The sequence below is a fragment of the Bradyrhizobium sp. UFLA03-84 genome (assembly GCF_002289535.1).
GTDB classification, from domain to species: Bacteria; Pseudomonadota; Alphaproteobacteria; order Rhizobiales; family Xanthobacteraceae; genus Bradyrhizobium; species Bradyrhizobium viridifuturi.
In genome coordinates, this window is sequence record NZ_NSJY01000003.1 from 272,501 (window position 1) to 293,068 (window position 20,568).

General features: G+C 62.9%; 14 protein-coding genes, 1 rRNA gene and 1 riboswitch (1 of these 16 running past the window's edge). Of the genes, 8 read left to right on the forward strand and 7 right to left on the reverse strand.

Annotation, left to right across the window (positions count from 1 at the left end):
* A 16S ribosomal RNA gene (locus CK489_RS01345) occupies nucleotides 1–1,418 on the reverse strand; it reaches 71 nt to the left of the window's first position.
* 1,007 nt (nucleotides 1,419–2,425) lie between these two features.
* Between CK489_RS01345 and CK489_RS01350 the strand changes: the two genes are divergently transcribed.
* Nucleotides 2,426–4,492, forward strand: coding sequence for a M23 family metallopeptidase (locus tag CK489_RS01350; protein ID WP_095731015.1), 2,067 nt, complete (start codon nucleotides 2,426–2,428; stop codon nucleotides 4,490–4,492).
* A gap of 89 nt (nucleotides 4,493–4,581) precedes the next feature.
* On the forward strand, nucleotides 4,582–4,842 hold the full coding sequence (locus CK489_RS01355; protein WP_050629489.1) for a hypothetical protein: 261 nt from the start codon (nucleotides 4,582–4,584) through the stop codon (nucleotides 4,840–4,842).
* Between the two features lie 63 nt (nucleotides 4,843–4,905).
* Here CK489_RS01355 and clpB read toward each other — a convergent pair whose 3' ends face one another.
* The gene (gene clpB / locus CK489_RS01360) at nucleotides 4,906–7,557 is read right to left on the reverse strand and encodes an ATP-dependent chaperone ClpB (protein ID WP_095731016.1); all 2,652 of its coding nucleotides are present in this window, start codon (nucleotides 7,555–7,557) and stop codon (nucleotides 4,906–4,908) included.
* Nucleotides 7,558–7,748: 191 nt separating this feature from the next.
* On the reverse strand, nucleotides 7,749–8,312 hold the full coding sequence (locus CK489_RS01365; RefSeq protein ID WP_095731017.1) for a helix-turn-helix domain-containing protein: 564 nt from the start codon (nucleotides 8,310–8,312) through the stop codon (nucleotides 7,749–7,751).
* A 56-nt stretch (nucleotides 8,313–8,368) separates the two neighbouring features.
* Between CK489_RS01365 and CK489_RS01370 the strand changes: the two genes are divergently transcribed.
* The 3 genes from CK489_RS01370 (at nucleotide 8,369) to CK489_RS01380 (ending at nucleotide 10,790) form a co-directional block, all read left to right on the forward strand.
* Nucleotides 8,369–8,884, forward strand: coding sequence for a GNAT family N-acetyltransferase (locus tag CK489_RS01370; protein WP_095731018.1), 516 nt, complete (start codon nucleotides 8,369–8,371; stop codon nucleotides 8,882–8,884).
* Between the two features lie 56 nt (nucleotides 8,885–8,940).
* Nucleotides 8,941–9,723 carry an MOSC domain-containing protein gene (locus tag CK489_RS01375; protein WP_095731019.1) on the forward strand — a complete coding sequence of 261 codons (783 nt, stop codon included), beginning with the start codon at nucleotides 8,941–8,943 and terminating at the stop codon, nucleotides 9,721–9,723.
* Between the two features lie 134 nt (nucleotides 9,724–9,857).
* Complete coding sequence (locus tag CK489_RS01380) at nucleotides 9,858–10,790, forward strand: YARHG domain-containing protein (RefSeq protein ID WP_050629484.1); 933 nt, start codon at nucleotides 9,858–9,860, stop codon at nucleotides 10,788–10,790.
* An 81-nt stretch (nucleotides 10,791–10,871) separates the two neighbouring features.
* Here the strand turns inward: CK489_RS01380 and CK489_RS01385 are convergent, their stop codons facing one another.
* Nucleotides 10,872–11,543 (reverse strand): TIGR02594 family protein, encoded by a 672-nt coding sequence (locus tag CK489_RS01385; protein WP_095731020.1) that lies wholly within the window; start codon nucleotides 11,541–11,543, stop codon nucleotides 10,872–10,874.
* 234 nt (nucleotides 11,544–11,777) lie between these two features.
* Here CK489_RS01385 and CK489_RS01390 point away from each other — a divergent pair, with 234 nt between their 5' ends.
* Nucleotides 11,778–12,644, forward strand: a complete 867-nt coding sequence (locus CK489_RS01390; RefSeq protein WP_050629482.1) for an alpha/beta fold hydrolase — start codon at nucleotides 11,778–11,780, stop codon at nucleotides 12,642–12,644.
* A 130-nt stretch (nucleotides 12,645–12,774) separates the two neighbouring features.
* Nucleotides 12,775–14,256 (forward strand): hypothetical protein, encoded by a 1,482-nt coding sequence (locus CK489_RS01395; RefSeq protein WP_095731021.1) that lies wholly within the window; start codon nucleotides 12,775–12,777, stop codon nucleotides 14,254–14,256.
* Nucleotides 14,257–14,316: 60 nt separating this feature from the next.
* Here the strand turns inward: CK489_RS01395 and CK489_RS01400 are convergent, their stop codons facing one another.
* From CK489_RS01400 to metX, 3 genes are all read right to left on the reverse strand, one after another.
* Nucleotides 14,317–17,130, reverse strand: coding sequence for a G8 domain-containing protein (locus CK489_RS01400; RefSeq protein WP_143278065.1), 2,814 nt, complete (start codon nucleotides 17,128–17,130; stop codon nucleotides 14,317–14,319).
* Nucleotides 17,131–17,495: 365 nt separating this feature from the next.
* On the reverse strand, nucleotides 17,496–18,161 hold the full coding sequence (metW, locus tag CK489_RS01405; RefSeq protein WP_050629478.1) for a methionine biosynthesis protein MetW: 666 nt from the start codon (nucleotides 18,159–18,161) through the stop codon (nucleotides 17,496–17,498).
* A complete protein-coding gene (metX, locus tag CK489_RS01410) occupies nucleotides 18,158–19,366 on the reverse strand; it encodes a homoserine O-acetyltransferase MetX (RefSeq protein ID WP_095731023.1) in 1,209 nt (402 codons plus the stop codon). The genes metW and metX overlap by 4 nt, the downstream gene beginning before the upstream one ends.
* Before the next feature lie 84 nt (nucleotides 19,367–19,450).
* Nucleotides 19,451–19,530: riboswitch (SAM riboswitch) on the reverse strand.
* A 186-nt stretch (nucleotides 19,531–19,716) separates the two neighbouring features.
* On the opposite strand from metX, the gene CK489_RS01415 reads away from it, so the two are divergent.
* Nucleotides 19,717–20,565, forward strand: a complete 849-nt coding sequence (locus CK489_RS01415; RefSeq protein ID WP_095731024.1) for a chorismate mutase — start codon at nucleotides 19,717–19,719, stop codon at nucleotides 20,563–20,565.
* The last annotated feature ends 3 nt before the right edge of the window (nucleotides 20,566–20,568 follow it).

Sequence of the window (20,568 nt, forward strand, 5' to 3'; positions counted from 1 at the left end):
CCGTGGCCGGCTGCCCCCTTTCGGTTAGCGCACCGTCTTCAGGTAAAACCAACTCCCATGGTGTGACGGGCGGTGTGTACAAGGCCCGGGAACGTATTCACCGTGGCGTGCTGATCCACGATTACTAGCGATTCCAACTTCATGGGCTCGAGTTGCAGAGCCCAATCCGAACTGAGACGGCTTTTTGAGATTTGCGAAGGGTCGCCCCTTAGCATCCCATTGTCACCGCCATTGTAGCACGTGTGTAGCCCAGCCCGTAAGGGCCATGAGGACTTGACGTCATCCCCACCTTCCTCGCGGCTTATCACCGGCAGTCTCCTTAGAGTGCTCAACTAAATGGTAGCAACTAAGGACGGGGGTTGCGCTCGTTGCGGGACTTAACCCAACATCTCACGACACGAGCTGACGACAGCCATGCAGCACCTGTCTCCGGTCCAGCCGAACTGAAGAACTCCGTCTCTGGAGTCCGCGACCGGGATGTCAAGGGCTGGTAAGGTTCTGCGCGTTGCGTCGAATTAAACCACATGCTCCACCGCTTGTGCGGGCCCCCGTCAATTCCTTTGAGTTTTAATCTTGCGACCGTACTCCCCAGGCGGAATGCTTAAAGCGTTAGCTGCGCCACTAGTGAGTAAACCCACTAACGGCTGGCATTCATCGTTTACGGCGTGGACTACCAGGGTATCTAATCCTGTTTGCTCCCCACGCTTTCGTGCCTCAGCGTCAGTATCGGGCCAGTGAGCCGCCTTCGCCACTGGTGTTCTTGCGAATATCTACGAATTTCACCTCTACACTCGCAGTTCCACTCACCTCTCCCGAACTCAAGATCTTCAGTATCAAAGGCAGTTCTGGAGTTGAGCTCCAGGATTTCACCCCTGACTTAAAGACCCGCCTACGCACCCTTTACGCCCAGTGATTCCGAGCAACGCTAGCCCCCTTCGTATTACCGCGGCTGCTGGCACGAAGTTAGCCGGGGCTTATTCTTGCGGTACCGTCATTATCTTCCCGCACAAAAGAGCTTTACAACCCTAGGGCCTTCATCACTCACGCGGCATGGCTGGATCAGGCTTGCGCCCATTGTCCAATATTCCCCACTGCTGCCTCCCGTAGGAGTTTGGGCCGTGTCTCAGTCCCAATGTGGCTGATCATCCTCTCAGACCAGCTACTGATCGTCGCCTTGGTGAGCCATTACCTCACCAACTAGCTAATCAGACGCGGGCCGATCTTTCGGCGATAAATCTTTCCCCGTAAGGGCTTATCCGGTATTAGCACAAGTTTCCCTGTGTTGTTCCGAACCAAAAGGTACGTTCCCACGCGTTACTCACCCGTCTGCCGCTGACATATTGCTATGCCCGCTCGACTTGCATGTGTTAAGCCTGCCGCCAGCGTTCGCTCTGAGCCAGGATCAAACTCTCAAGTTGGACTTGAAACCTTGAACCGGCTGATCACAACGTTTGACGAGGTCCCACCATTCTTCGTCGACCGAAGTCAACGAGCCGCCTGCGATTCACATCGTTGGCAGCGATGGTGTAACCTTTAAAACGTGTACCGCCGAAGTCTTTCGTCCACTCTCAGAAGTCAAAAGCCGAAGCTTTCAAGTCTTCCGAGAGACGCAAGGACTCCGCCGTCCACGTTTCTCTTTCTTCATCTTCACTTGTCAAACAGCCCGGGATCAGACGACCCCACACCCTTAGAGGGTGGTTCTACCCTTCACCGGCAGACAGTGAACCTCAACCGATTTATGTCGGCTGTTGTGTCACTCATCTAAGTGAGGAGCATCAGAGGCGCGTTCGCTCGCCTTGGTCAGTGACCCGGCGGCGCCGCGCTCAGTGGTTGGTTTATAGTCCCCACCCCTCCGGATTGTCAACGGCCATTGTCAACAAATCGTCGCACGCCCAAATCCGTTGGGCAGCGCGAAGAAATCCTCGTGCTTTCCGTGACTTAGTCCGGAGGTAAAAATCCGCCACCCGGCGCACGTGGTAAAAAACTTGAAAAAAAGTTTGCCGCCGAAGCGCCCGTCAGCCCCCTCGGAACGGGTTCCAGGCCGCTCCAGCCGGGGCGGCGGCACCCGCCCTGCTTCAGGAAACTTTTCCACCCTAAATGCCGCACTTGAGCCACAATCCTGCGACGTTCTGGCTATAAGAGATGCACTGAACCGCTCGTAACCTGTGGGGGCACGGGTGGTTTTTCTGAGGGACCAGGCGATTTTCTCCGAGAACCCGTCGCCTCTTCCCTTCGCGGCCGAGCAACATCGAGAGATCTGCACACCATTGACGTTCGAGAGTACGGCTAGCTAGTGGCCATCGTCTTCTCGATTTCGATGCGTGTGGCTCGCCACACTGCCGGGATTCCTCTCTGAGGGGATCAAGGTGGGGACAAGGACGAGCAGAGGTCGATCGCAATTGCTGGAATTTGGGGGGATGCAGGGTTGAGCCAACGGGCGTCACGCGGAAGCGGCATTGGGCGCGAGACCGGGATGATCGATCTCGGTCACGAACCGCCGCTTTCAGTCGACGGCACCGAGGCCGCGGTGATCGATCGCCGCCGTGTCTCCGTCCAATGGTTCAGCGGCACCATCCTCACTGGTCTCTGTGGCGCAGCTCTGATCGGCGGCGCCGTTTTTGCCTCGCTCGACGGCGAGATGACCTTCGCCAAGGTGCCTGAGCGCGTCGAGGGCGCGCTCCGCGGCGCCTTCACCGGCAACGATCGCGTCGTCAGCCTGCACAAGGGCGACCGCCTCCCGCCGCCGAGCGAATCTTCCGCCTCCCGCAGCCTGGTTCGCGTGTCGACCGTGACCCGCGTCGGCAATCGCGACGTGATGCGGGTGCGGCCCTTCATCCGGATTTCCGGCAATCTCTCGATGACTACGAGCGATCTGTCGTCAAAGATACCTGCCTTCAATGCACAGCGCTTGTTGACCGATGTCGGCTCCGACACGCCGGCGGCAGCCGAGGATCCGAATGCGGCCGATGCCGCCGAGCCGGATGCGGAGGTCTCTTTCGTCACCAAGGATCTCGGATCCGTGCTGCCGAAGGCGAAGCTCGCCGCCGGCGTCGGGCTCGACGACATCCTGATGCGGGTGCGCGACGCCGCCAACTGGCGTGGCTCCGGCAATTCGGTGCGCTACGCCTCGCTCGCCAATGCGGCGGCCGATGCCACCGGCGCCGGTCCCGATATGCGGATGGCCTACGCGACCGAGGGCAATGTCTCCGATCCCTATGCGGGCTTCGAGACCCGCGTCGTGCCGGAGAACGTCACCCTGTTGCCGAAGACCAAAGAGCAGGTCACCGGCGGCAATCCGGTCGGTGAACGCGTTCACCTCGTCAAGAAGGGCGACAGCATCACCTCGATCCTGCGCGACCAGGGCGCAACGCCCGACGAGGCGAAGGCGATTGCCGCAACGCTCGGCCCGCGCGGCCGCGACGGCGGCCTGAAGGAAGGCCAAAAGGTGCGGATCCTGATGGCGCCGGCAGCACCCGGCGCCCGACTGCAACCCTATCGCGTCATCGTCGCCAATGATTCCGTGGTTGAGGCCGTCGCCGCGCTGTCCGATCTCGGCAAATACGTTGCCGTCGACGTGCAGAGCATGAACACCACGACCGATACCGCCGACAATTCCAGCGACGACGACGAGGATGATGGCAGCGGCGTGCGGCTCTATCAGAGCATTTACGAGACCGCGCTGCGCAACAAGGTGCCGCCGACCGTCATCGAGGACATGGTCAAGATCTACTCCTATGACGTCGATTTCCAGCGCAAGGTCCAGCCCGGCGACTCGTTCGACGTGTTCTTTGCCGGCGAGGACGAAGGCGTCACCAGCACCGAAAAGACCGAAGTGCTCTACGCCGCGCTGACCGTGGGCGGCGAAACCAAGAAGTACTACCGCTTCCAGAGCTCGGATGACGGCCTCGTCGACTACTATGACGAGACCGGCAAGAGCGCGAAGAAGTTCCTGGTTCGCAAGCCGGTCAACAACGCGATCATGCGTTCGGGCTTCGGCGGCCGCCGCCATCCGATCCTCGGCTATGTGAAGATGCACACCGGCGTCGACTGGGCCACCGCCTACGGCACGCCGATCTTCGCTTCCGGCAACGGCGTGCTCGAGAAGGTCGGATACGAGGGCGGCTACGGCAAATATATCCGCATGAAGCACGCCAACGGCTACGAGACGGCCTACGGCCACATGTCGGCCTTTGCCAAGGGCATGGAGATCGGCAAGAAGGTGCGACAGGGCCAGGTGATCGGCTTCGTCGGCTCGACCGGCCAGTCGACCGGCCCGCACGTCCACTACGAAATCCTGGTCAACGGCCGATTCGTCGATCCGATGCGCGTGAAACTGCCGCGCGGCCGCTCGCTGGAAGGCCCGATGCTGGCGAACTTCGAGAAGGAGCGCGACCGGATCGAAGCCCAGATGTCGAGCCGCGGCAGCTCGCGCATCGTCTCGGACGCCACGAGTTCGACCTCGCAGACGCGCTCCATCACCACCAACCGCTGATAGCCGATCTCCCCGAGCGTTCCAAACGGAACGATTCGCGTCCGATTCGGCTTGTCCCGGCCAGGCAACCCCTTGCAGAGGAGGCGCGCATGGCCAGCCTCACCCGTGACGACGTGTTGAAGGCCGTCAGCAACGCCGACGACGTCACGATCGCGAGAATCATCGCATCCGGGGCAACCGTCGCCGAACTTGCCGAAGCGCAGGCCTGGCTCGCCAATGACGAGCCGCTGATCAATGCCGGCAGGCCGCTGGCAACGGGCCGCGCCCGCGAGCTGGTCGACATCCTCACGGAGCTCGAACCCGACGACGATGCGGGCGCCCCCAGTCCGCCGATCGTTCCGCAGGAGTAGTCCATAGGACAGGGCCCTCCCCGCGGCGTGCGGAGAGGGCCCTTATTGTCGCGATTGTCGCGCTCAGTTCAGCTTGCGCTTCGAGACCGGGGCATCGAACTGCACGATCTCGGCGGTTTTCGGCACCTGACCGTTGAAGGTCAGCACATTGCCCTTCTCCGAAATCAGCACGCGATCGCCGTCCTTGACCTCGCCGGCGAGGATCATTTCGGCCAGCGGATCTTGCACGCTGCGCTGGATCACCCGCTTCAAGGGGCGAGCGCCGTAGGCCGGATCCCAGCCCTTCTCCGCGAGCCAGTCCCGCGCCTTGGGATCGAGCGTGAGCTCGATCTTGCGATCCTCGAGCAGCTTGGTCAGCCGCGCGAACTGGATCTCGACGATGCGGCCCATCTCGCTCTTCTGCAGTCGGTGGAACAGGATGATCTCGTCGATGCGGTTCAGGAATTCCGGCCTGAAATGCGCCCGCACCACGCCCATCACCTGATCGCGCACCGCCCCGGTGTCCTCGCCTTCCGGCTGATTCACCAAAAACTCCGAACCTAGATTCGAGGTCATGATGATCAGCGTGTTGCGGAAATCGACGGTGCGGCCCTGACCATCGGTCAGGCGGCCGTCGTCGAGCACCTGCAACAGCACGTTGAAGACGTCGGGATGCGCCTTCTCGATCTCGTCGAACAGCACGACCTGATAGGGCCGGCGCCGCACGGCTTCGGTCAGTGCACCACCCTCGTCGTAGCCGACATAGCCGGGAGGCGCGCCGATCAGCCGCGAGACCGAGTGCTTCTCCATGAACTCGGACATGTCGAGGCGGACCATCGCGGTCTCGTCGTTGAACAGGTCAGCGGCGAGCGCCTTGGTCAGCTCGGTCTTGCCGACGCCGGTGGGGCCTAAGAACATGAACGAGCCGGTCGGCCGGTTCGGGTCCTGCAGGCCGGCGCGGGCACGGCGCACGGCGGTTGCCACCGCACGCACGGCTTCGGCCTGGCCGACGACGCGCTTGGCGAGACTGTCCTCCATCTTCAGGAGCTTGTCCTTTTCGCCTTCGAGCATCTTGTCGACCGGCACGCCGGTCCAGCGCGAGACGACCTGCGCGATGTGGTTGGCGGTGACCGCCTCCTCCATCATCTCGCCGCCGTTCGGCTTGCCGCTTTCGCTTGCCTCGATGTCGGCGAGCTTCCTCTCCAGCTCGGGGATCCGGCCATAGGCCAGTTCGCCCGCCTTCTGGAATTCGCCGCGACGCTGCGCATTGGCCAGCTCGACACGGAGCGCATCGAGCTCGCTCTTCAGCTTCTGGGCGTTGGAGAGCTTGTTCTTCTCCGCGCTCCAGCGCGCCGTCAGCGCCGCCGATCTTTCCTCGAGCCCGGCGAGCTCCTTCTCCAGCGTCTGCAAGCGGCTCTTGGAGCCGACATCGCTCTCCTTCTTCAGCGCCTCCTGCTCGATCTTCAGCCGGATGATGTCGCGATCCAGCGAATCGAGCTCCTCAGGCTTGGAATCGACCTGCATCTTCAGCCGCGCCGCCGCCTCGTCCATCAGGTCGATGGCCTTGTCGGGCAGGAAGCGGTCGGTGATGTAGCGATTCGACAGCGTGGTCGCGGCCACCAACGCGGAGTCGGTGATGCGCACGCCGTGATGCTGCTCGTATTTGTCCTTCAGGCCGCGCAGGATCGAGATGGTGTCCTCGACCGTCGGCTCGCTGACATAGATCGGCTGGAACCGGCGGGCCAGCGCCGCGTCCTTCTCGACATGCTTGCGGTACTCGTCGAGCGTGGTCGCACCGATACAGTGCAGCTCACCGCGCGCGAGCGCAGGCTTCAACAGGTTGGACGCGTCCATCGCGCCGTCGGCCTTGCCGGCGCCGATCAGGGTGTGCATCTCGTCGATGAACAGGATGATGCCGCCTTCGGCGGTCGAGACCTCCTGCAGGACGGACTTCAGCCGCTCCTCGAACTCGCCGCGATATTTCGCGCCGGCGATCAGGGCGCCCATGTCGAGCGACAGCAGCTTCTTGTCCTTGAGGCTCTCCGGCACGTCGCCGTTGAGGATGCGCAGCGCCAAGCCCTCGACGATCGCGGTCTTGCCGACGCCGGGCTCACCGATCAGGACAGGATTGTTCTTGGTCCGCCGCGACAGCACCTGGATGGTCCGGCGGATCTCCTCGTCACGGCCGATCACCGGGTCGAGCTTGCCGTCGCGCGCAGCCTGGGTCAGGTCGCGGGCATATTTCTTCAGCGCGTCATAGGCGTTTTCAGCCGTTGCGCTATCGGCGGTGCGGCCCTTGCGCAGCGCTTCGATCGCCGCGTTCAGGTTCTGCGCCGTGACGCCGCCCTTGCTCAGGATGTTCGCAGCCTCGCTGCCCTTCTCGAGCGTCAGCCCGAGCAGCAGCCGCTCGACGGTGACGAAGCTGTCGCCGGCCTTGTCGGCGGCCTTTTCGGCAGCATCGAAGGCGCGCGCCAGCTCCGGCGACAGGTACACCTGTCCGGCACCACCTCCCGAAACTTTCGGCAGCTTGTTCAGCGCCTCTTCGGTCGATTTCAGGATCGCTCTGGAATTACCGCCCGCACGGTCGATCAGACCTCCGGCGAGCCCCTCATTGTCGTCCAGCAGCACCTTGAGCAGATGCAGCGGTGAGAACTGCTGGTGACCGTCGCGCATTGCGAGCGATTGGGCAGACTGGATGAATCCGCGCGCGCGCTCGGTGTACTTCTCGATGTTCATTCGTTTTCCCTCGGCCTGCCATCGTCACCCATTCAGGCATGACAACGGCATCTTCATTGGGTTTCCGCGGGCCGCGTTGACGTTCCTCAACCAGCCTCTGGTCGTCGCCATCATTTTTCAGGCTTGCCGCAGATGTGGGCACTTGGTTCCAAAACGGAAGGGCCACAGCCTGCGATTTCGCCCGGTGGAGCTCAGCGCCGCACGATGGCGACAAGGTAGCGGCAGGGCTGAGCAGTTTCGTTACGGAAGACGATGTCCGACGGCGGGCCGAGCTCGACGCGATCACCCGCAGCGAGCTCATGGCGCTCCGCCCCCTCCATCAAGACGAGGCGGCCGCTGATCACCCAGACCACCTGACGGATCAAATGATAGGCGCTGGCCGGGAAGCCGGCTTCCTGGTTGGCAGGTAGCTCGACCTCGACCAGCTCCAGCGGATTGGCCGGATGCAGGAATACCTGCCGCCGCAGATAGGCCGCCTTCGGATCGCGCCAGACCGGCTGATCCTTGGCCCGCTGCAAGCGGGAACTGCTCACGGCGACCTCGAACAGCGCGGCCATGGTCAGGCCATAGGCCGTGGCAATCCGCGACAGCGTCGCCGCCGTCGGGCTTGCCTCGGCCCGCTCGATCTTGCTCAGCATGGCCTTGGACACGCCTGCCCGCCCGGCGAGTTCCGCCAGCGACCAGCCGCGGCCCTCCCGTTCGGCGCGAACCCGCCGCCCGAGCACCTCATCGGCCCTGTCTTCTATAATTGACATGGCGTCTTATATAGTAGACGATGAGGGCTATACAAGAGGCTTGTCGAGGAAGACCGATGATTATCCGCCCCGCCACCGAGCAGGACATCCCCGCAATCACCGCGATCTTCAATGAGGCGGTCGTCAACTCGAACGCGATCTGGACGGAGAAGCAGGACACCGAGGCCGAGCGGCTGGCCTGGATGAAGGCCCGGCTGGCGCTGGGCTACCCGGTGCTGGTCGCGGCCGACGGGCCTGTGGTGCTCGGCTACGGCACGTTCGGCGACTTCCGGGCGTTCCCCGGTTACCGCTACAGCGTCGAGCACAGCGTCTATATCCATGTCGATCATCGTGCCCGCGGCCTTGGCCGCGTCATCGTCGATGCGCTCATCACTGCTGCCACCGCCCTCGGCAAGCACGTCATGATCGCCGGCATCGACGGCGGCAATCCGGCCTCGCTCCGGCTGCACACCCAGGCCGGCTTCGTCGAGGTCGCTCGGATGCCGGAGGTCGGGCGCAAGTTCGGCCGCTGGCTCGAACTCGTCTTCATGCAGCGCGTGCTGGATGCACCGGGAGCGTCGCGCCCGGACTAGCAGCCTTCGCATTGGCGGCGGTTCTCCTCGCCCGCCAAACAGGCTAGAGCGGGCACATGGACAACGCACACGCCTCCTCCGCCCGGATCACCGGCATCTATCGCTATCCCGTCAAGGGCCTGACACCCGAGCCGCTGCCCCGCGCCGAGCTCAAGGTCGGCGAGACGCTGCGCTCCGATCGCCGCTACGCGATCGAGAACGGTCCGAGCGGTTTCGACCCCTCGGCGCCGAAATGGCTGGCGAAGCCGCATTTCCTGATGCTGCAGCGGGACGAATGGCTGGCGCCGCTGCGCGCCCATTTCGACGACGACAGCCACGTGCTGACGCTGCACCGGGATGGCGCGATGGTCGCGCAGGGCGATCTTGAGACCGAAGCCGGGCGCGCGGCGATCGAGCGCTACTTTGCCGATCGTCATGCGAGCCAGGTCAAGGGACCGCCCAAGGTCCTCGTCAGCCCCGGGCACAGTTTTTCCGACGTGCCGCGCAAGGTGGTCTCGATCATCAACCTGGCGAGCCTGCGGGCGATCGAGGAGATGGTGCAGGCGCCGGTGCACCCGCTGCGCTTCCGCGCCAACCTCTATGTCGAGGGCTGGCCGGCCTGGCATGAAGCCAGCCTGCTCGACCAGACCATTGCGATCGGTAGTGCGCGGGCAAAAGTTGTGAAGCGGATCACACGTTGTGCCGCGGTCAATGTCGATCCCGATACCGGCGCGCGCGACCTCTCGGTCCCGAACACGCTGATGCAGCGCTTCGGCAACAATGAATGCGGCATCTATGCCGAGATCATCAGCGATGGCGGCGCGGCGGTCGGCGACACGATCGCGGCGGAGCCGCAGTAGGTCACGGCGAGTGCCGTATTTCTTGAACACGGCATCAACGTGCCTTGCATTGCAATGTTCGGTTGCGTGCAATACACTTCACTCGACGTTTTGAACTGCAGCAAATTTATCGAAATTGATTGCACGGGGTCGCCATGAGCATGATCATGGTTTCGTACCGGCGGGTCGATCAGGATACAGCGGGCCGCATCGCAGACCATCTGATCGAGAGGTACGGCGAGAAATCCGTATTCTTCGACGTCAACAGCATTCGCACCGGCGCCAACTTCGTCGACCGGATCGCCAAGGCCATCATCGCCTGCGACGTCGTGATCGCCGTGATCGGTCCGCATTGGATCGGCAGGAGCGATGATGGGAAACCCACGCGTCTGGAGGATCCCAACGATTCCGTGCGTTTCGAGATCGAGACGGCGCTGAAACACGACAAGACGCTGCTGCCGCTACTGGTGAACGGCGCAACCATGCCGGAGCAAGCCGAGCTGCCGGAATCGCTTCGCTTCCTGCACTTCTGCAACGCGGCCCGGGTCGACTCGGGTCAGGACTTTCGCATGCACATGACTCGCCTGATCGACACGATCAACGAGGTCCTGAATGAAGCCGGGCGATCGCCGCTACGTGAAACGTCGCCGATCAAGCGCTACTGGAAGTACGGCGCAGGCGTAGCCGCCGCAGCATTGGCGCTCGCTGTCTGGACCGTCGGCCCCGCGTTCGAACATACCGTGGTGAAGTCAGGCGGATCGGATGATCAGACCACCGTCGGGCGCACCACGCCGCCCGCCGTGCCGGCCTCCGTCACGCAGCGCGCCAAAGCGCATGACGGCTTTCTCTTTCCCGATTCCGATCGGCGATTCCTGAGTGAAGCCGATCTCAAGGACATGTCGGCGGTCGAGCTGCGCATCGCGCGAAACGAGATTTTCGCGCGGCATGGCCGGTTCTTCAAGGATCAGGTGCTCGCAAACTACTTCTCGCAGTTCGCCTGGTATCAACCCGCTGCGGTCGAAGTCCCCCTGAGCAACCTCGAGGTCACCAACGTCGGCACGATCGAGGCGAAGGAACACGAGAAGTGAGGTCGGCCGGCAGCCCCGGTTGAGCTCACCGCGTGTGACCACCTCTCCCGCATTCCTGGGGGAGAGGTGGACCGTCCCGCCTCAGTTCGCCGGCATCACATAGGCATAGATCCGGCCGCGCGAGACCGGCAGCTCGCGGACGCGATGGCTGCTGTTGCCCGAGATCATGATCGGATTGCCCTTGGCGTCGACGCCGGTGATGATGCCGACATGACCGCCGCCGCGGCGACCCATCACCGCGATGGCGCCGACCTGCGGCCCCGACACGCGCGTGCCGTATCTGGCGAACGAGCTCGCCATGTCGGAACCGGTGCCGCGATGGCCGGTCTCCTGCAGCACCATGTTCATGAAGCGGGCGCACCACAGGCTGGAGCGGCCGGTCGGGTTGCCGCCGCCGAGATAGCGGCGCGCCGCGGCAACGATGCCGGGCGAGCCGAAGCCGCCTGCCATGCTGACGCCGCCGGTGTTGGGCACGGCCTCGGCACCCCCGGGCAGCACGGCCGCGTTGGCCTCAGTGAAACCTTCGCTCGCCTCCGCCTGTGCGCGGCGCTCGGCGCGCGACAGCCGCGCGATGTGCCGGCCGTGATGATGAGTGGAATGCCGCGCGTGATGACCGCCATGGGCCGAATGCGCGTGATGCGAATGACGCGGACGAGCGGATGCCGAAGAAACCGAAACCACGACGAGAGTGAGCGAACACAGAGCCAGCGCCAAGACACGAAGCGACCGGCGATACGCAAGCAACTGAACCATACTTCACGAGATCCTCTGTAACGCCCCCCAACTCCCCGTCGCGTTCCCTCAGGGAATGCGGCGGGCGTTTTGAAAGTCGGGATGTGGCGAGAGGAAGATTTGATGCGGCGCCCGGACAACGATTTCTGGGTCATTCCGCGTGGATTCGATGACGAGAAAGGAACCGGAACTGCCGCATTGCCGCCGCGGAAATTAACTGCAACTCTGGGGCCGGCCAACGAGAGGAGAATTTCAATGCCCTACGCCGTCACGAAAGATCATGTCCGGCTGCATTTCGAAGAGGCCGGCAGCGGCACCCCGATCATCTTCCTGCACGAGTTCGCAGCCGACCACACCAACTGGGAACCACAGCTGCGCTACTTCGCGCGCGGCCACCGCTGCATCGCCTATTCGGCGCGCGGCTACACGCCATCGGACGTGCCAACGAATGCCGACGTCTACACCTACCAGCACTTCTACACCGACGCGCTCGCGGTGCTTGATCATCTCGGCATCGCCAAAGCGCACTTCGTCGGCCTCTCGATGGGCTCCTATTCGTCGCTGCAAATCGCGCTGAACGCGCCGGAGCGCGCGCTGTCGATGACGCTAGCCGCCGTCGGCTCCGGCTCCAGCCTGGAAAATCTCGATGCCTTTCGCGCGCAGTGCCGCGCCAATGCCGAGCAGTACGAGGCGATCGGCTCGATCGAGGTGGCCAAGGTGACGCGCGAGGCGCCGAGCCGGATTCCGTTCCTGGTCAAGGACCCGCGCGGCCACGCCGACTTCTATGCTGCGCTCGCCCGCCACGACGCCAAGGGCTCGGCCAACACGATGCGCAGCTTTCAGGGCGGCAGGCCCTCGATCTACACCATGACCGACGCCATCAAGCGCGCGGCGACGCCGGCGCTGATCCTGTGCGGCGACGAGGACGACAATTGCATCGCGCCCAGCATGTTCCTGAAGCAGCATCTGCCGGCCGCCGGCCTCTCCTTCTTCCCGAAGTCGGGCCATGTGCTCAACCTCGAGGAGCCCGCGCTGTTCAACGAGATGGTGGAGCGCTTCATCACGCTGGTCGAGGCCGGCCGCTGGCCGGTGCGCGATCCGCGGTCGCTGGTGGCGGGATGACTATCCTGTTTCTTGGCTGGCCGGCGGACGCAGCCAGTGCCCGCACGATGCACGCGGACAGGGCGAGCAGTATGCGTCCGGAATTGGCGACGAAAGACTCCGTCAACGCCGGCGCAGCGCGGGGCGAACTATGAGAGCGGGCTACCGTCTACTGATCGGCATCGTTGCGGTTGGGCTTGCCATCGTCTCCACCAACGTCCGCGCTCAGGGCCTCGTCAAGGAAATGCAATGGCAAGCCGCCGGCGCTGCGGCGGACTCGTCCTATGTCCGGGATGGAAAGGCGCAACCTTCGATCCCGATCGGCTGGGCCGTGATGAGCCCCATGATCGTAGTCATCGACGGCGATCAGTATTCGCCGATTTTCGCTCCTTGCGACCCTGCCAATCCGGGCTTGTACTGTGTCGAAATTTTGAGAAACGGCACGACGTTCTCCGAATCGCTCGACATGGGGCATGCCTTCGCGCCGGCGGGTTTTCAGGCCGACCTCGCCTATCATCCTCCGCTGCTGTTCACCGACGGGACCAGGCTGCTGGTCGCTTATTGGGCCCGCGCGAAGGATCACCGCTCCATCATCCAGTTACTTTCGCTCGATCCGAAATCTCCGGGTCCCGCTCCATGGACCTTGCTTTCAACATTTGAGAACCGTGGTGATGAGCTTCTTAGCTACCTCGGAGGGGCGATGGGCCCTACCGGCGAAATCGTGATCGCCGGATATGGGACCGGTGGACCTGCGCGAAGCCACCGGCTCGAAATCATCAAGATACTTCCGCCATACACCGGGCCGTGGATGCCGAAGCAGCTCATCGCCGAATATCCCTCTCCCGCCTACGCACCGGAATATCCGCATGTCGCAATCCGCGACGATGGCAGCATCAGCATTTTGACCGTGCTCGCCAACTATACGCCGTGCCCAGAGAATCAGGTGACTTATTCCGTCTACAAGAACGTCATCGCCTTTGAGGGACGTTATGGTGGATCGTTCGCCGCACGATGGAGCGATGCTACGGCGGACACCGTCACCGATCCTGCGAACCACGGCGACAGCTGCCTGTTCGGCGCGGACCGCTATCCGCTGGCGCATTTCTGGGACAAGCAGTCGCAGGCGGTGTATTCGATCGTGCGCAGCGCTGACCTCGATGGGGTCGATGCCACCAACAAGGTGGAGTCAAACACTCGCTTTTCACGAACGTTCAAGCTCTATCGCGACGACAGCCCGATCGTACCCGACCTAGCGGCCTACTTCCCACAATATTTTACCGACCCGCAGCATCCTTGCTACCGGCCGCAAAGCGCGTGCCACATCCATGCCATGACGATGACCCGTCTCGACAATGGAGAATTCGTCATCTTCGCCAACGCCCGCGACGATGACCCCGCGACGAGTTATTCCAAGATCGGCGTCATCTGGTCAAAAGACCTCCAGACCTTCTCCGAGCCGGTCTACCTGCCGACGCCCTTCGGGGCTGGATATGGCATTTCGGTCGCACAACCCGACAAGAACGGCATGCATTCGGTGCCGAAGCTCCAGTTCTTCAACGCCGGCAACACCTACAATCCGGCACAACTCAACTACAATCAGCGCCTGACTTCCTGGCGCTATTCCCTCGAATAGCGCCGGCACTTTACCCTGGACGCACCGCGATCGACGGGGGTCCGCACCTGCGCCGCGACGTCATTGCGCCTGAGGAAACATCGCGCGTATGTCGCTTTCCATCTCCGCTTCGAAGCTGCACTTCCCGCAATATTGCGCCTGCTTGTAGAATTCGTAGTTCTTTCCGCGCCTCACGGCCTGTTTCGTCACGGTGAGCGACAGCGGCAGGGATGTCATGTCTCCAGCCGGATCCGGAAACTTCACGTCGAGTGCGATCTGGCCTTGCCCGTCGGGCCGCAATTGCGGGAAGTCCTGTATGAACGCCATTTCGGTGATCCGGTTGCCGACCATATCGGCAACGATGCCCTCAAGCCGATAGCCGTAGCGCACATCATCAGGGTGAATTTCCAGTTTGCGAAGCATCGGATGTACTATCAGCTTGGGGCTGGTCTTCTTGACGAAGACAAAGTTGGGATGCTCCGGGCCGGAAACTCCGTCCGCGAACGTCCAGCGGCTTTTTGCAGCCTGGTCTTCCGTGTTGACGATGTGCTGCCCCGCCAGGGGATAGAGTTCGTTCGAGGGATTTTGCGCAAACTCCAATTCCTTCGGTGTCGGCACCAGACCGTCCGCATCGACGTATGCCATTGTCGCGTTGCTGCGCGGCATCGGCTTCGCATCGTTCGGCGCCAGCTGGCCGCCGAACGCGAGGCCAAATCGGGCCTTGATCTCCCCGCTGGTCAGTCCCTTGAGGTCCGCCGGTCCCTTGTCCGCAAAGGGGACAAAGTTCTCGTTCTGGGATCCGAAGTACAACTGGAGCGTCTTGCCGCCGGCATTGGTCCAAAGAATCCGGTCATTTTCGAAGAGCATGGCGATGTCACCATTCGCCGGCACAGCCATATCCTTTAGATCGACATTCGTTGTCGCTCCCTCGGATGGAACGTGGATATTCTTGAGCGTGACCATGCGGAACGGGCGATTCGCCGATTCGATCAGGATGTTGGTACGATTGCGCAGGAACGCACCATCGACGGTGTTGATACCTCGCCTCGGCAACAGCAATCCGGTGGGAAACCGCTCGGCCGAGACGTTCTGGAGGGTGATGTTCTCGGTCTGGGAATTACCTCCGATCGCGAAATCGGTGTCCATGTGGCCTTCGCCGCCATAGGCGTAGACATTTCGTATGAGCGTGTCCCGGACGTAGGGGATGAAGAGCGCATGCCGGCTGACGTTCCAGACCGTGACATCCTCGATCACGCTCTGCGAAGGATGCGGCGCAAGTAGTTTGTGATTCCAGATCTCCACGCCATCGGTCGAACCGGCCGCGTAGTTGCGTGCGAAATACAGATCGACATCCGACGTCGCGATGCGGCCTTCCGCATCGGCATTGACGCGATTATCGGCATTGCGCGCGTCGAAATAGGTACGGCTGCTTCCTTCCGCGAAGGCATAGCCGAACACGACATACGCTCCCCCGGCGTGGCCAAAGGCCCAATTGTCCGTTACGCGAACGCCGGCGCTTTGCATCCAGAAGCCGTGCCCCTGATGGCCGTTGTCGAATATCCCCATTCGACTGACGAGATCTTCGCCGGATCCGGTCGACCGGACCGCGAGATTGTGTCGAAACGCTCCGATCTCCGTGCCGTTCTCGGCAAAGAAATGCGACCCGGCGATCGCGAACGTCACGTTGTTTTCCGCCAGCACATGGCCGCCATGGTTGACGATGCCGTGCTTCGGACTCCCCCTGACGACAGAGTTGCGCACGACATGAGGCGGATTATCGATGCGCGCACCTGAGACGATGTGAAAATGAAGCGCGTATCGGCCGACGGTATTATCGTCTGATCCCGCGATCAGATTTCCGCTCTCATCGAGATCGGGCACGGTCTGCGCCCGCTTCGCATCGGTTCGGCCAAGGTCGCGGAACTCGGCGCCGTCGATGTCCACACCGGTCTGCCGATGCAGGAACATGATATGGCCTCGCGCCGATAGCGGCGCCGCCACCTCGGAGGCAATGCGGACATTTCTCGTGAGGTTGCCAACGGGAACGGACGTGCCGTCCGGCGTCAGATGCGAATATTTGAACGGCCGATTGAGCGTGACTTGCTCGCCGGCGATGCTGACGATGACCGGCGTTTCATCCTCGTTATTTGCGTCGCTGCTTCCCGGCACGATCAATTCATCGCCGACCGACCAGTTCGACGCTGGCTGATCGAACTTGAATACTGCCGTTCCCGATAGGAGCTGGGTCTGCGGTATTTTCCAGGCGGTCTTTTCGGCACCATGAATCCGGATGGCGCCCATCGAAATCAACCCGCCCGCCATGTCGAACGGATCGCGCTTTCGGTCCCGGAAGGTTCGCGCGGCAAAGGTGAGCTTTGCGACAACGGATTTTGAGACGCGTTGCTGTTCGGTCCCCATTTCGAGCGCCCCTTCGGGGGTGACGACGATGGTTCCGACATTCACGGAGGTTGCCTGATCGGTGCTCCAGACCAGCGCTCCATCGACACGAATCCAGTCGATCTTGGCCGGGATTTCCCGATCGACCTTGACGGTCAGTCCGGATGGAATGCGGACCCTTGCGTTGGCAGCGGGCGGCTTGCCCTCGGCCCAGGTGGCGGGGGCGCTCCAGTCGCCCGATCTCACGGCGAGATGGGTCTCCGAACACAAGGCCACCAGGTCAAGCGCCGCCGAATGCTCGCGATGGCGCGCAAGATCGGGCATGTGACCCGCGGCATGCTCAGACGCCTGCGTGTCGCAGGCGCCATGCGATTGCACCATGTGATGCGGCTGGCGTCCATCCGGGGTGGTAAAATCGACAGCCCAAAAGACTGCGGCCAGTACCGCAATGAGCACCAGCGCAATCGATAAACCAGTTCGCATTGCATTCCCCAGCAACCAAGCATCCCACGTCAGCCTGCAACGAACACCATCAGCCCGCTATTGATGTCCATTGCCTCTGAGCAGCTCGCTCCATTTTCGCACGACACACTTGATCGGTAAAGCCACAGGTAGAAATGCCGGCGCTGTTCAACGAGATGGTGGAGCGCTTCATCACGCTGGTCGAGGCTGGCCGGTGCGCGATCCGCGGTCGCTGGTGGTCTAGGCCGTCATTCCGGGGCGATGCGCAGCATCGAGCCCGGAATCCATTTATCCATGGAGATTGCGGCCCAATGGATTCCGGGCCCTCGCGGAACCTGGCCACGCTTTGCGCGGACCCGTTGGCGAGCTCCGGAAAGACGAGGGTCGATTTCTACGCGCCTCTACTTCCCGCTGCCGCGGCTGAGCAGGAACACGCCTTGCTCGCCGAACATGTTCCACACCCACCAGGGCAGGTTGAGCGGCACCGGGCGGCCATAGAGATCGAGCGCCACCGCGCGCTCCATCTTGACGTTGATCTGCTCGCAGAGCTCGACGAAGTCCTTGATGGTGCAGAAATGGATGTTGGAGGTGTCGTACCAACTCGCCGGCAGATTCTCGGTCCGCGGCATGTGACCGCCGATCAAGAGCTGCAGCCGCATCTTCCAGAACCCGAAATTCGGGAACGAGACGATCGCGCGCTGGCCGATCCGGAGCAGGTTTTCCAGCACCACCTTCGGCTGCCGCGTGGCCTGCAGGGTCTGCGACAGGATCACGTAGTCGAACGCATCATCGGGATAGTTGACGAGGTCGGTGTCGGCATCACCCTGCACCACCGCGAGGCCCTTGGCGACGCAGCCATTGACGCCCTCGCGCGACAATTCGATGCCGCGGCCGTCGATGCCGCGGCTCTCCAGGAGCTGCAGCAGTTCCCCATCGCCGCAGCCGACGTCGAGCACGCGCGAGCCCGGCCGCACCATCTCGGCGACCAAGAGATGATCCCTGCGATAGCCGCCGCCGGTCCGCTCCGGCGCGACACCGGGCAACGGCAATGTCTGCTGCATGCTCATGACTGGGTACCGCCCTCGTTCAGTCCGCGCGCCTTGCCCGCGGCCAGCAGGAAGGCACGGGAGATCTCCAGGAATTCGGGCACGTCGAGCAGGAAGGCGTCGTGCCCACGATCGGTCTCGATCTCGGCGAACGACACCCGCGCGCTCGATGCATTCAGCGCATGCACCAGCGCGCGCGATTCCGAGGTCGGGAACAGCCAGTCGCTGGTGAACGACACCACGCAGAACCGGGTCTTGATGCCGGTGAACGCCTTCGCCAGCACGCCGTTGTGATCCGCGGCGATGTCGAAATAATCCATCGCGCGCGTGAGGTAGAGATAGGAGTTGGCGTCGAAGCGCTCGACAAAGGACGAGCCCTGGTAGCGCAGATAGCTCTCGACCTGGAAGTCCGCGTCGAACGAGAAGGTCGGCAGCTCGCGATCCTGCATCCGCCGGCCGAATTTCCGGTGCAGCGCCGCGTCCGAGAGATAGGTGATGTGCGCGGCCATCCGCGCCACGGCCAGGCCGCGATGCGGGTGGGTGTCCTCGTCGACATAGCGGCCGCCGCGCCAGTCCGGATCGGCCATGACGGCCTGGCGGCCGAGTTCGTGGAACGCGATGTTCTGCGCCGAGTGGCGGGTCGAGCAGGCGATCGCGAGCGTTGCGAACACGCGTTCCGGATAGGCCGCGGTCCATTGCAGCACCTGCATGCCGCCCATCGAGCCGCCGACCACGCAGAACAGCGTCGTGATGCCGAGCCGGTCGATCAGCATCGCCTGCGCGCGCACCATGTCGGGGATGGTGATGATCGGGAAATCGAGCCCCCACACCTTGCCGGTCGCGGGGTTCAGCGACGCAGGACCCGTCGAGCCCATGCAGCCGCCGATCACGTTGGAGCAGATGATGAAGTATTTCTCGGGATCGATCGGCCTGCCGACGCCGACCATGGTGTCCCACCAGCCGGGCTTGCCGGTGACGGGATGGGTGTTGTTGACGTGCTGATCGCCGGTCAGCGCATGGCAGATCAGGATCGCGTTGGACCTGTCCGCATTGAGCACGCCATAGGTCTGATAGGCGATCTGGAACGGCGCGAGATCGACGCCGCAATCGAGCTTCAGCGGCTGGTCCATGCCGAACTTCGCCACCAATGACGACGGATGATCGGCCTCATGGGCGCGATCATCGCTCTGGGTTTGCGGGCTCGGTATCGGACGCACGTTGCTCATCTAGGCGACCCTGCCTCCGCGGGGGAGGCCTCGAACAGAAAATCAGGCCATAAAAAACCCGGCCTGAACAAGGTTCGGCCGGGAGCTGATCTGTCCCCGGCCTGTTTAGCGAGTTGTTTAACGTGGCTGCAAGCCGGCCGGCTCAAATGACCACGGAGTGAGGGGAACGTAGTCCTCAGGCCCCCCGCCGTCAAGGCGGCCAGCGAACGTCCCCTTGCCGGGCGCCCATGGTTAACCGAATGCGCAAGGCACGGCTGCGACGTTTCTCTTTGCTTTCGCTGCCCGTCTTTCCTAATCAGGGACCCTGTCCGGCACGGCATCGGGCCGCCCGGACGACAAGGTTTGAGAGCATGTCCAACCCACCCCCGTCGCCGCCTTCGCTGCAAGAGCTGCGCAAGGAGATCGATGCGATCGACGAGCAGGTGCACCGCCTGCTGATGGCGCGCGGCGACATCATCGACCGCCTGATCCAGGTCAAGAAGACCCAGGAGGTCGGCTCGGCGTTCCGCCCGGCGCGCGAGGCCAGCATGATGCGCGAGCTGGTGCAGCGCCATCGCGGCATTCTCCCGCTCGACACCATCGAGGGCATCTGGCGCGTCATCATCTCGACCTTCACCTATGTGCAGGCGCCATTCGCCGTGCATGCCGATGTCTCGGTCGGCGAGTCCGCGATGCGCGACTCGGCGCGGTTTCACTTCGGCTTCGTGGTGCCCTACGTGTCACATTTCAGCGCCCAGGCCGCTGTCGAGGCGGTGGCTAAATCGAGGGGCGACCTCGCGCTGGTCTCCGCAATCGCGAGCCGCACGCCGTGGTGGAATGCGCTGGAGGCCGATGGCGCGCCGAAGATCATCGCGCGGCTGCCGTTCCTCGAGCGCGCCGACCATCCCGCCGCGCTGCCGGTGTTCCTGATCTCGCGGGTCGCTGACGACGCCATGGTGACGGAGGTGCAGACCTGGAGCGTACGCGTCTCCGGCTGGAACGCCGATGTCGCCCGCGCCCTGGCGCCACTCGCCGAGATCGTCGCGGTCCCCGACACCGCCTTCGACGGCGCAGCCCTGCTGGTCTCGGTTACCGGGCACGATTTCGAAAAGATCAAGCTCGCTTTGATCAAGGCCGGCGCCTCGGTGCGCTCTTCGGCCCTCGTCGGCAGCCACGCAACGCGCTATACGGTGCCCTCTAACGGATCGGCCAAGACCTGAAAC

Coding starts and splice junctions, on each gene's coding strand:
- CK489_RS01355 (WP_050629489.1), top strand. CDS start 4,582: ATGGCCAGCCTCACCCGTGACGACGTGTTGAAGGCCGTCAGCAACGCC.
- clpB (WP_095731016.1), bottom strand. CDS start 7,557: ATGAACATCGAGAAGTACACCGAGCGCGCGCGCGGATTCATCCAGTCT.
- CK489_RS01365 (WP_095731017.1), bottom strand. CDS start 8,312: ATGTCAATTATAGAAGACAGGGCCGATGAGGTGCTCGGGCGGCGGGTT.
- CK489_RS01370 (WP_095731018.1), top strand. CDS start 8,369: ATGATTATCCGCCCCGCCACCGAGCAGGACATCCCCGCAATCACCGCG.
- CK489_RS01375 (WP_095731019.1), top strand. CDS start 8,941: ATGGACAACGCACACGCCTCCTCCGCCCGGATCACCGGCATCTATCGC.
- CK489_RS01380 (WP_050629484.1), top strand. CDS start 9,858: ATGAGCATGATCATGGTTTCGTACCGGCGGGTCGATCAGGATACAGCG.
- CK489_RS01385 (WP_095731020.1), bottom strand. CDS start 11,543: ATGGTTCAGTTGCTTGCGTATCGCCGGTCGCTTCGTGTCTTGGCGCTG.
- CK489_RS01390 (WP_050629482.1), top strand. CDS start 11,778: ATGCCCTACGCCGTCACGAAAGATCATGTCCGGCTGCATTTCGAAGAG.
- CK489_RS01395 (WP_095731021.1), top strand. CDS start 12,775: ATGAGAGCGGGCTACCGTCTACTGATCGGCATCGTTGCGGTTGGGCTT.
- metW (WP_050629478.1), bottom strand. CDS start 18,161: ATGAGCATGCAGCAGACATTGCCGTTGCCCGGTGTCGCGCCGGAGCGG.
- metX (WP_095731023.1), bottom strand. CDS start 19,366: ATGAGCAACGTGCGTCCGATACCGAGCCCGCAAACCCAGAGCGATGAT.
- CK489_RS01415 (WP_095731024.1), top strand. CDS start 19,717: ATGTCCAACCCACCCCCGTCGCCGCCTTCGCTGCAAGAGCTGCGCAAG.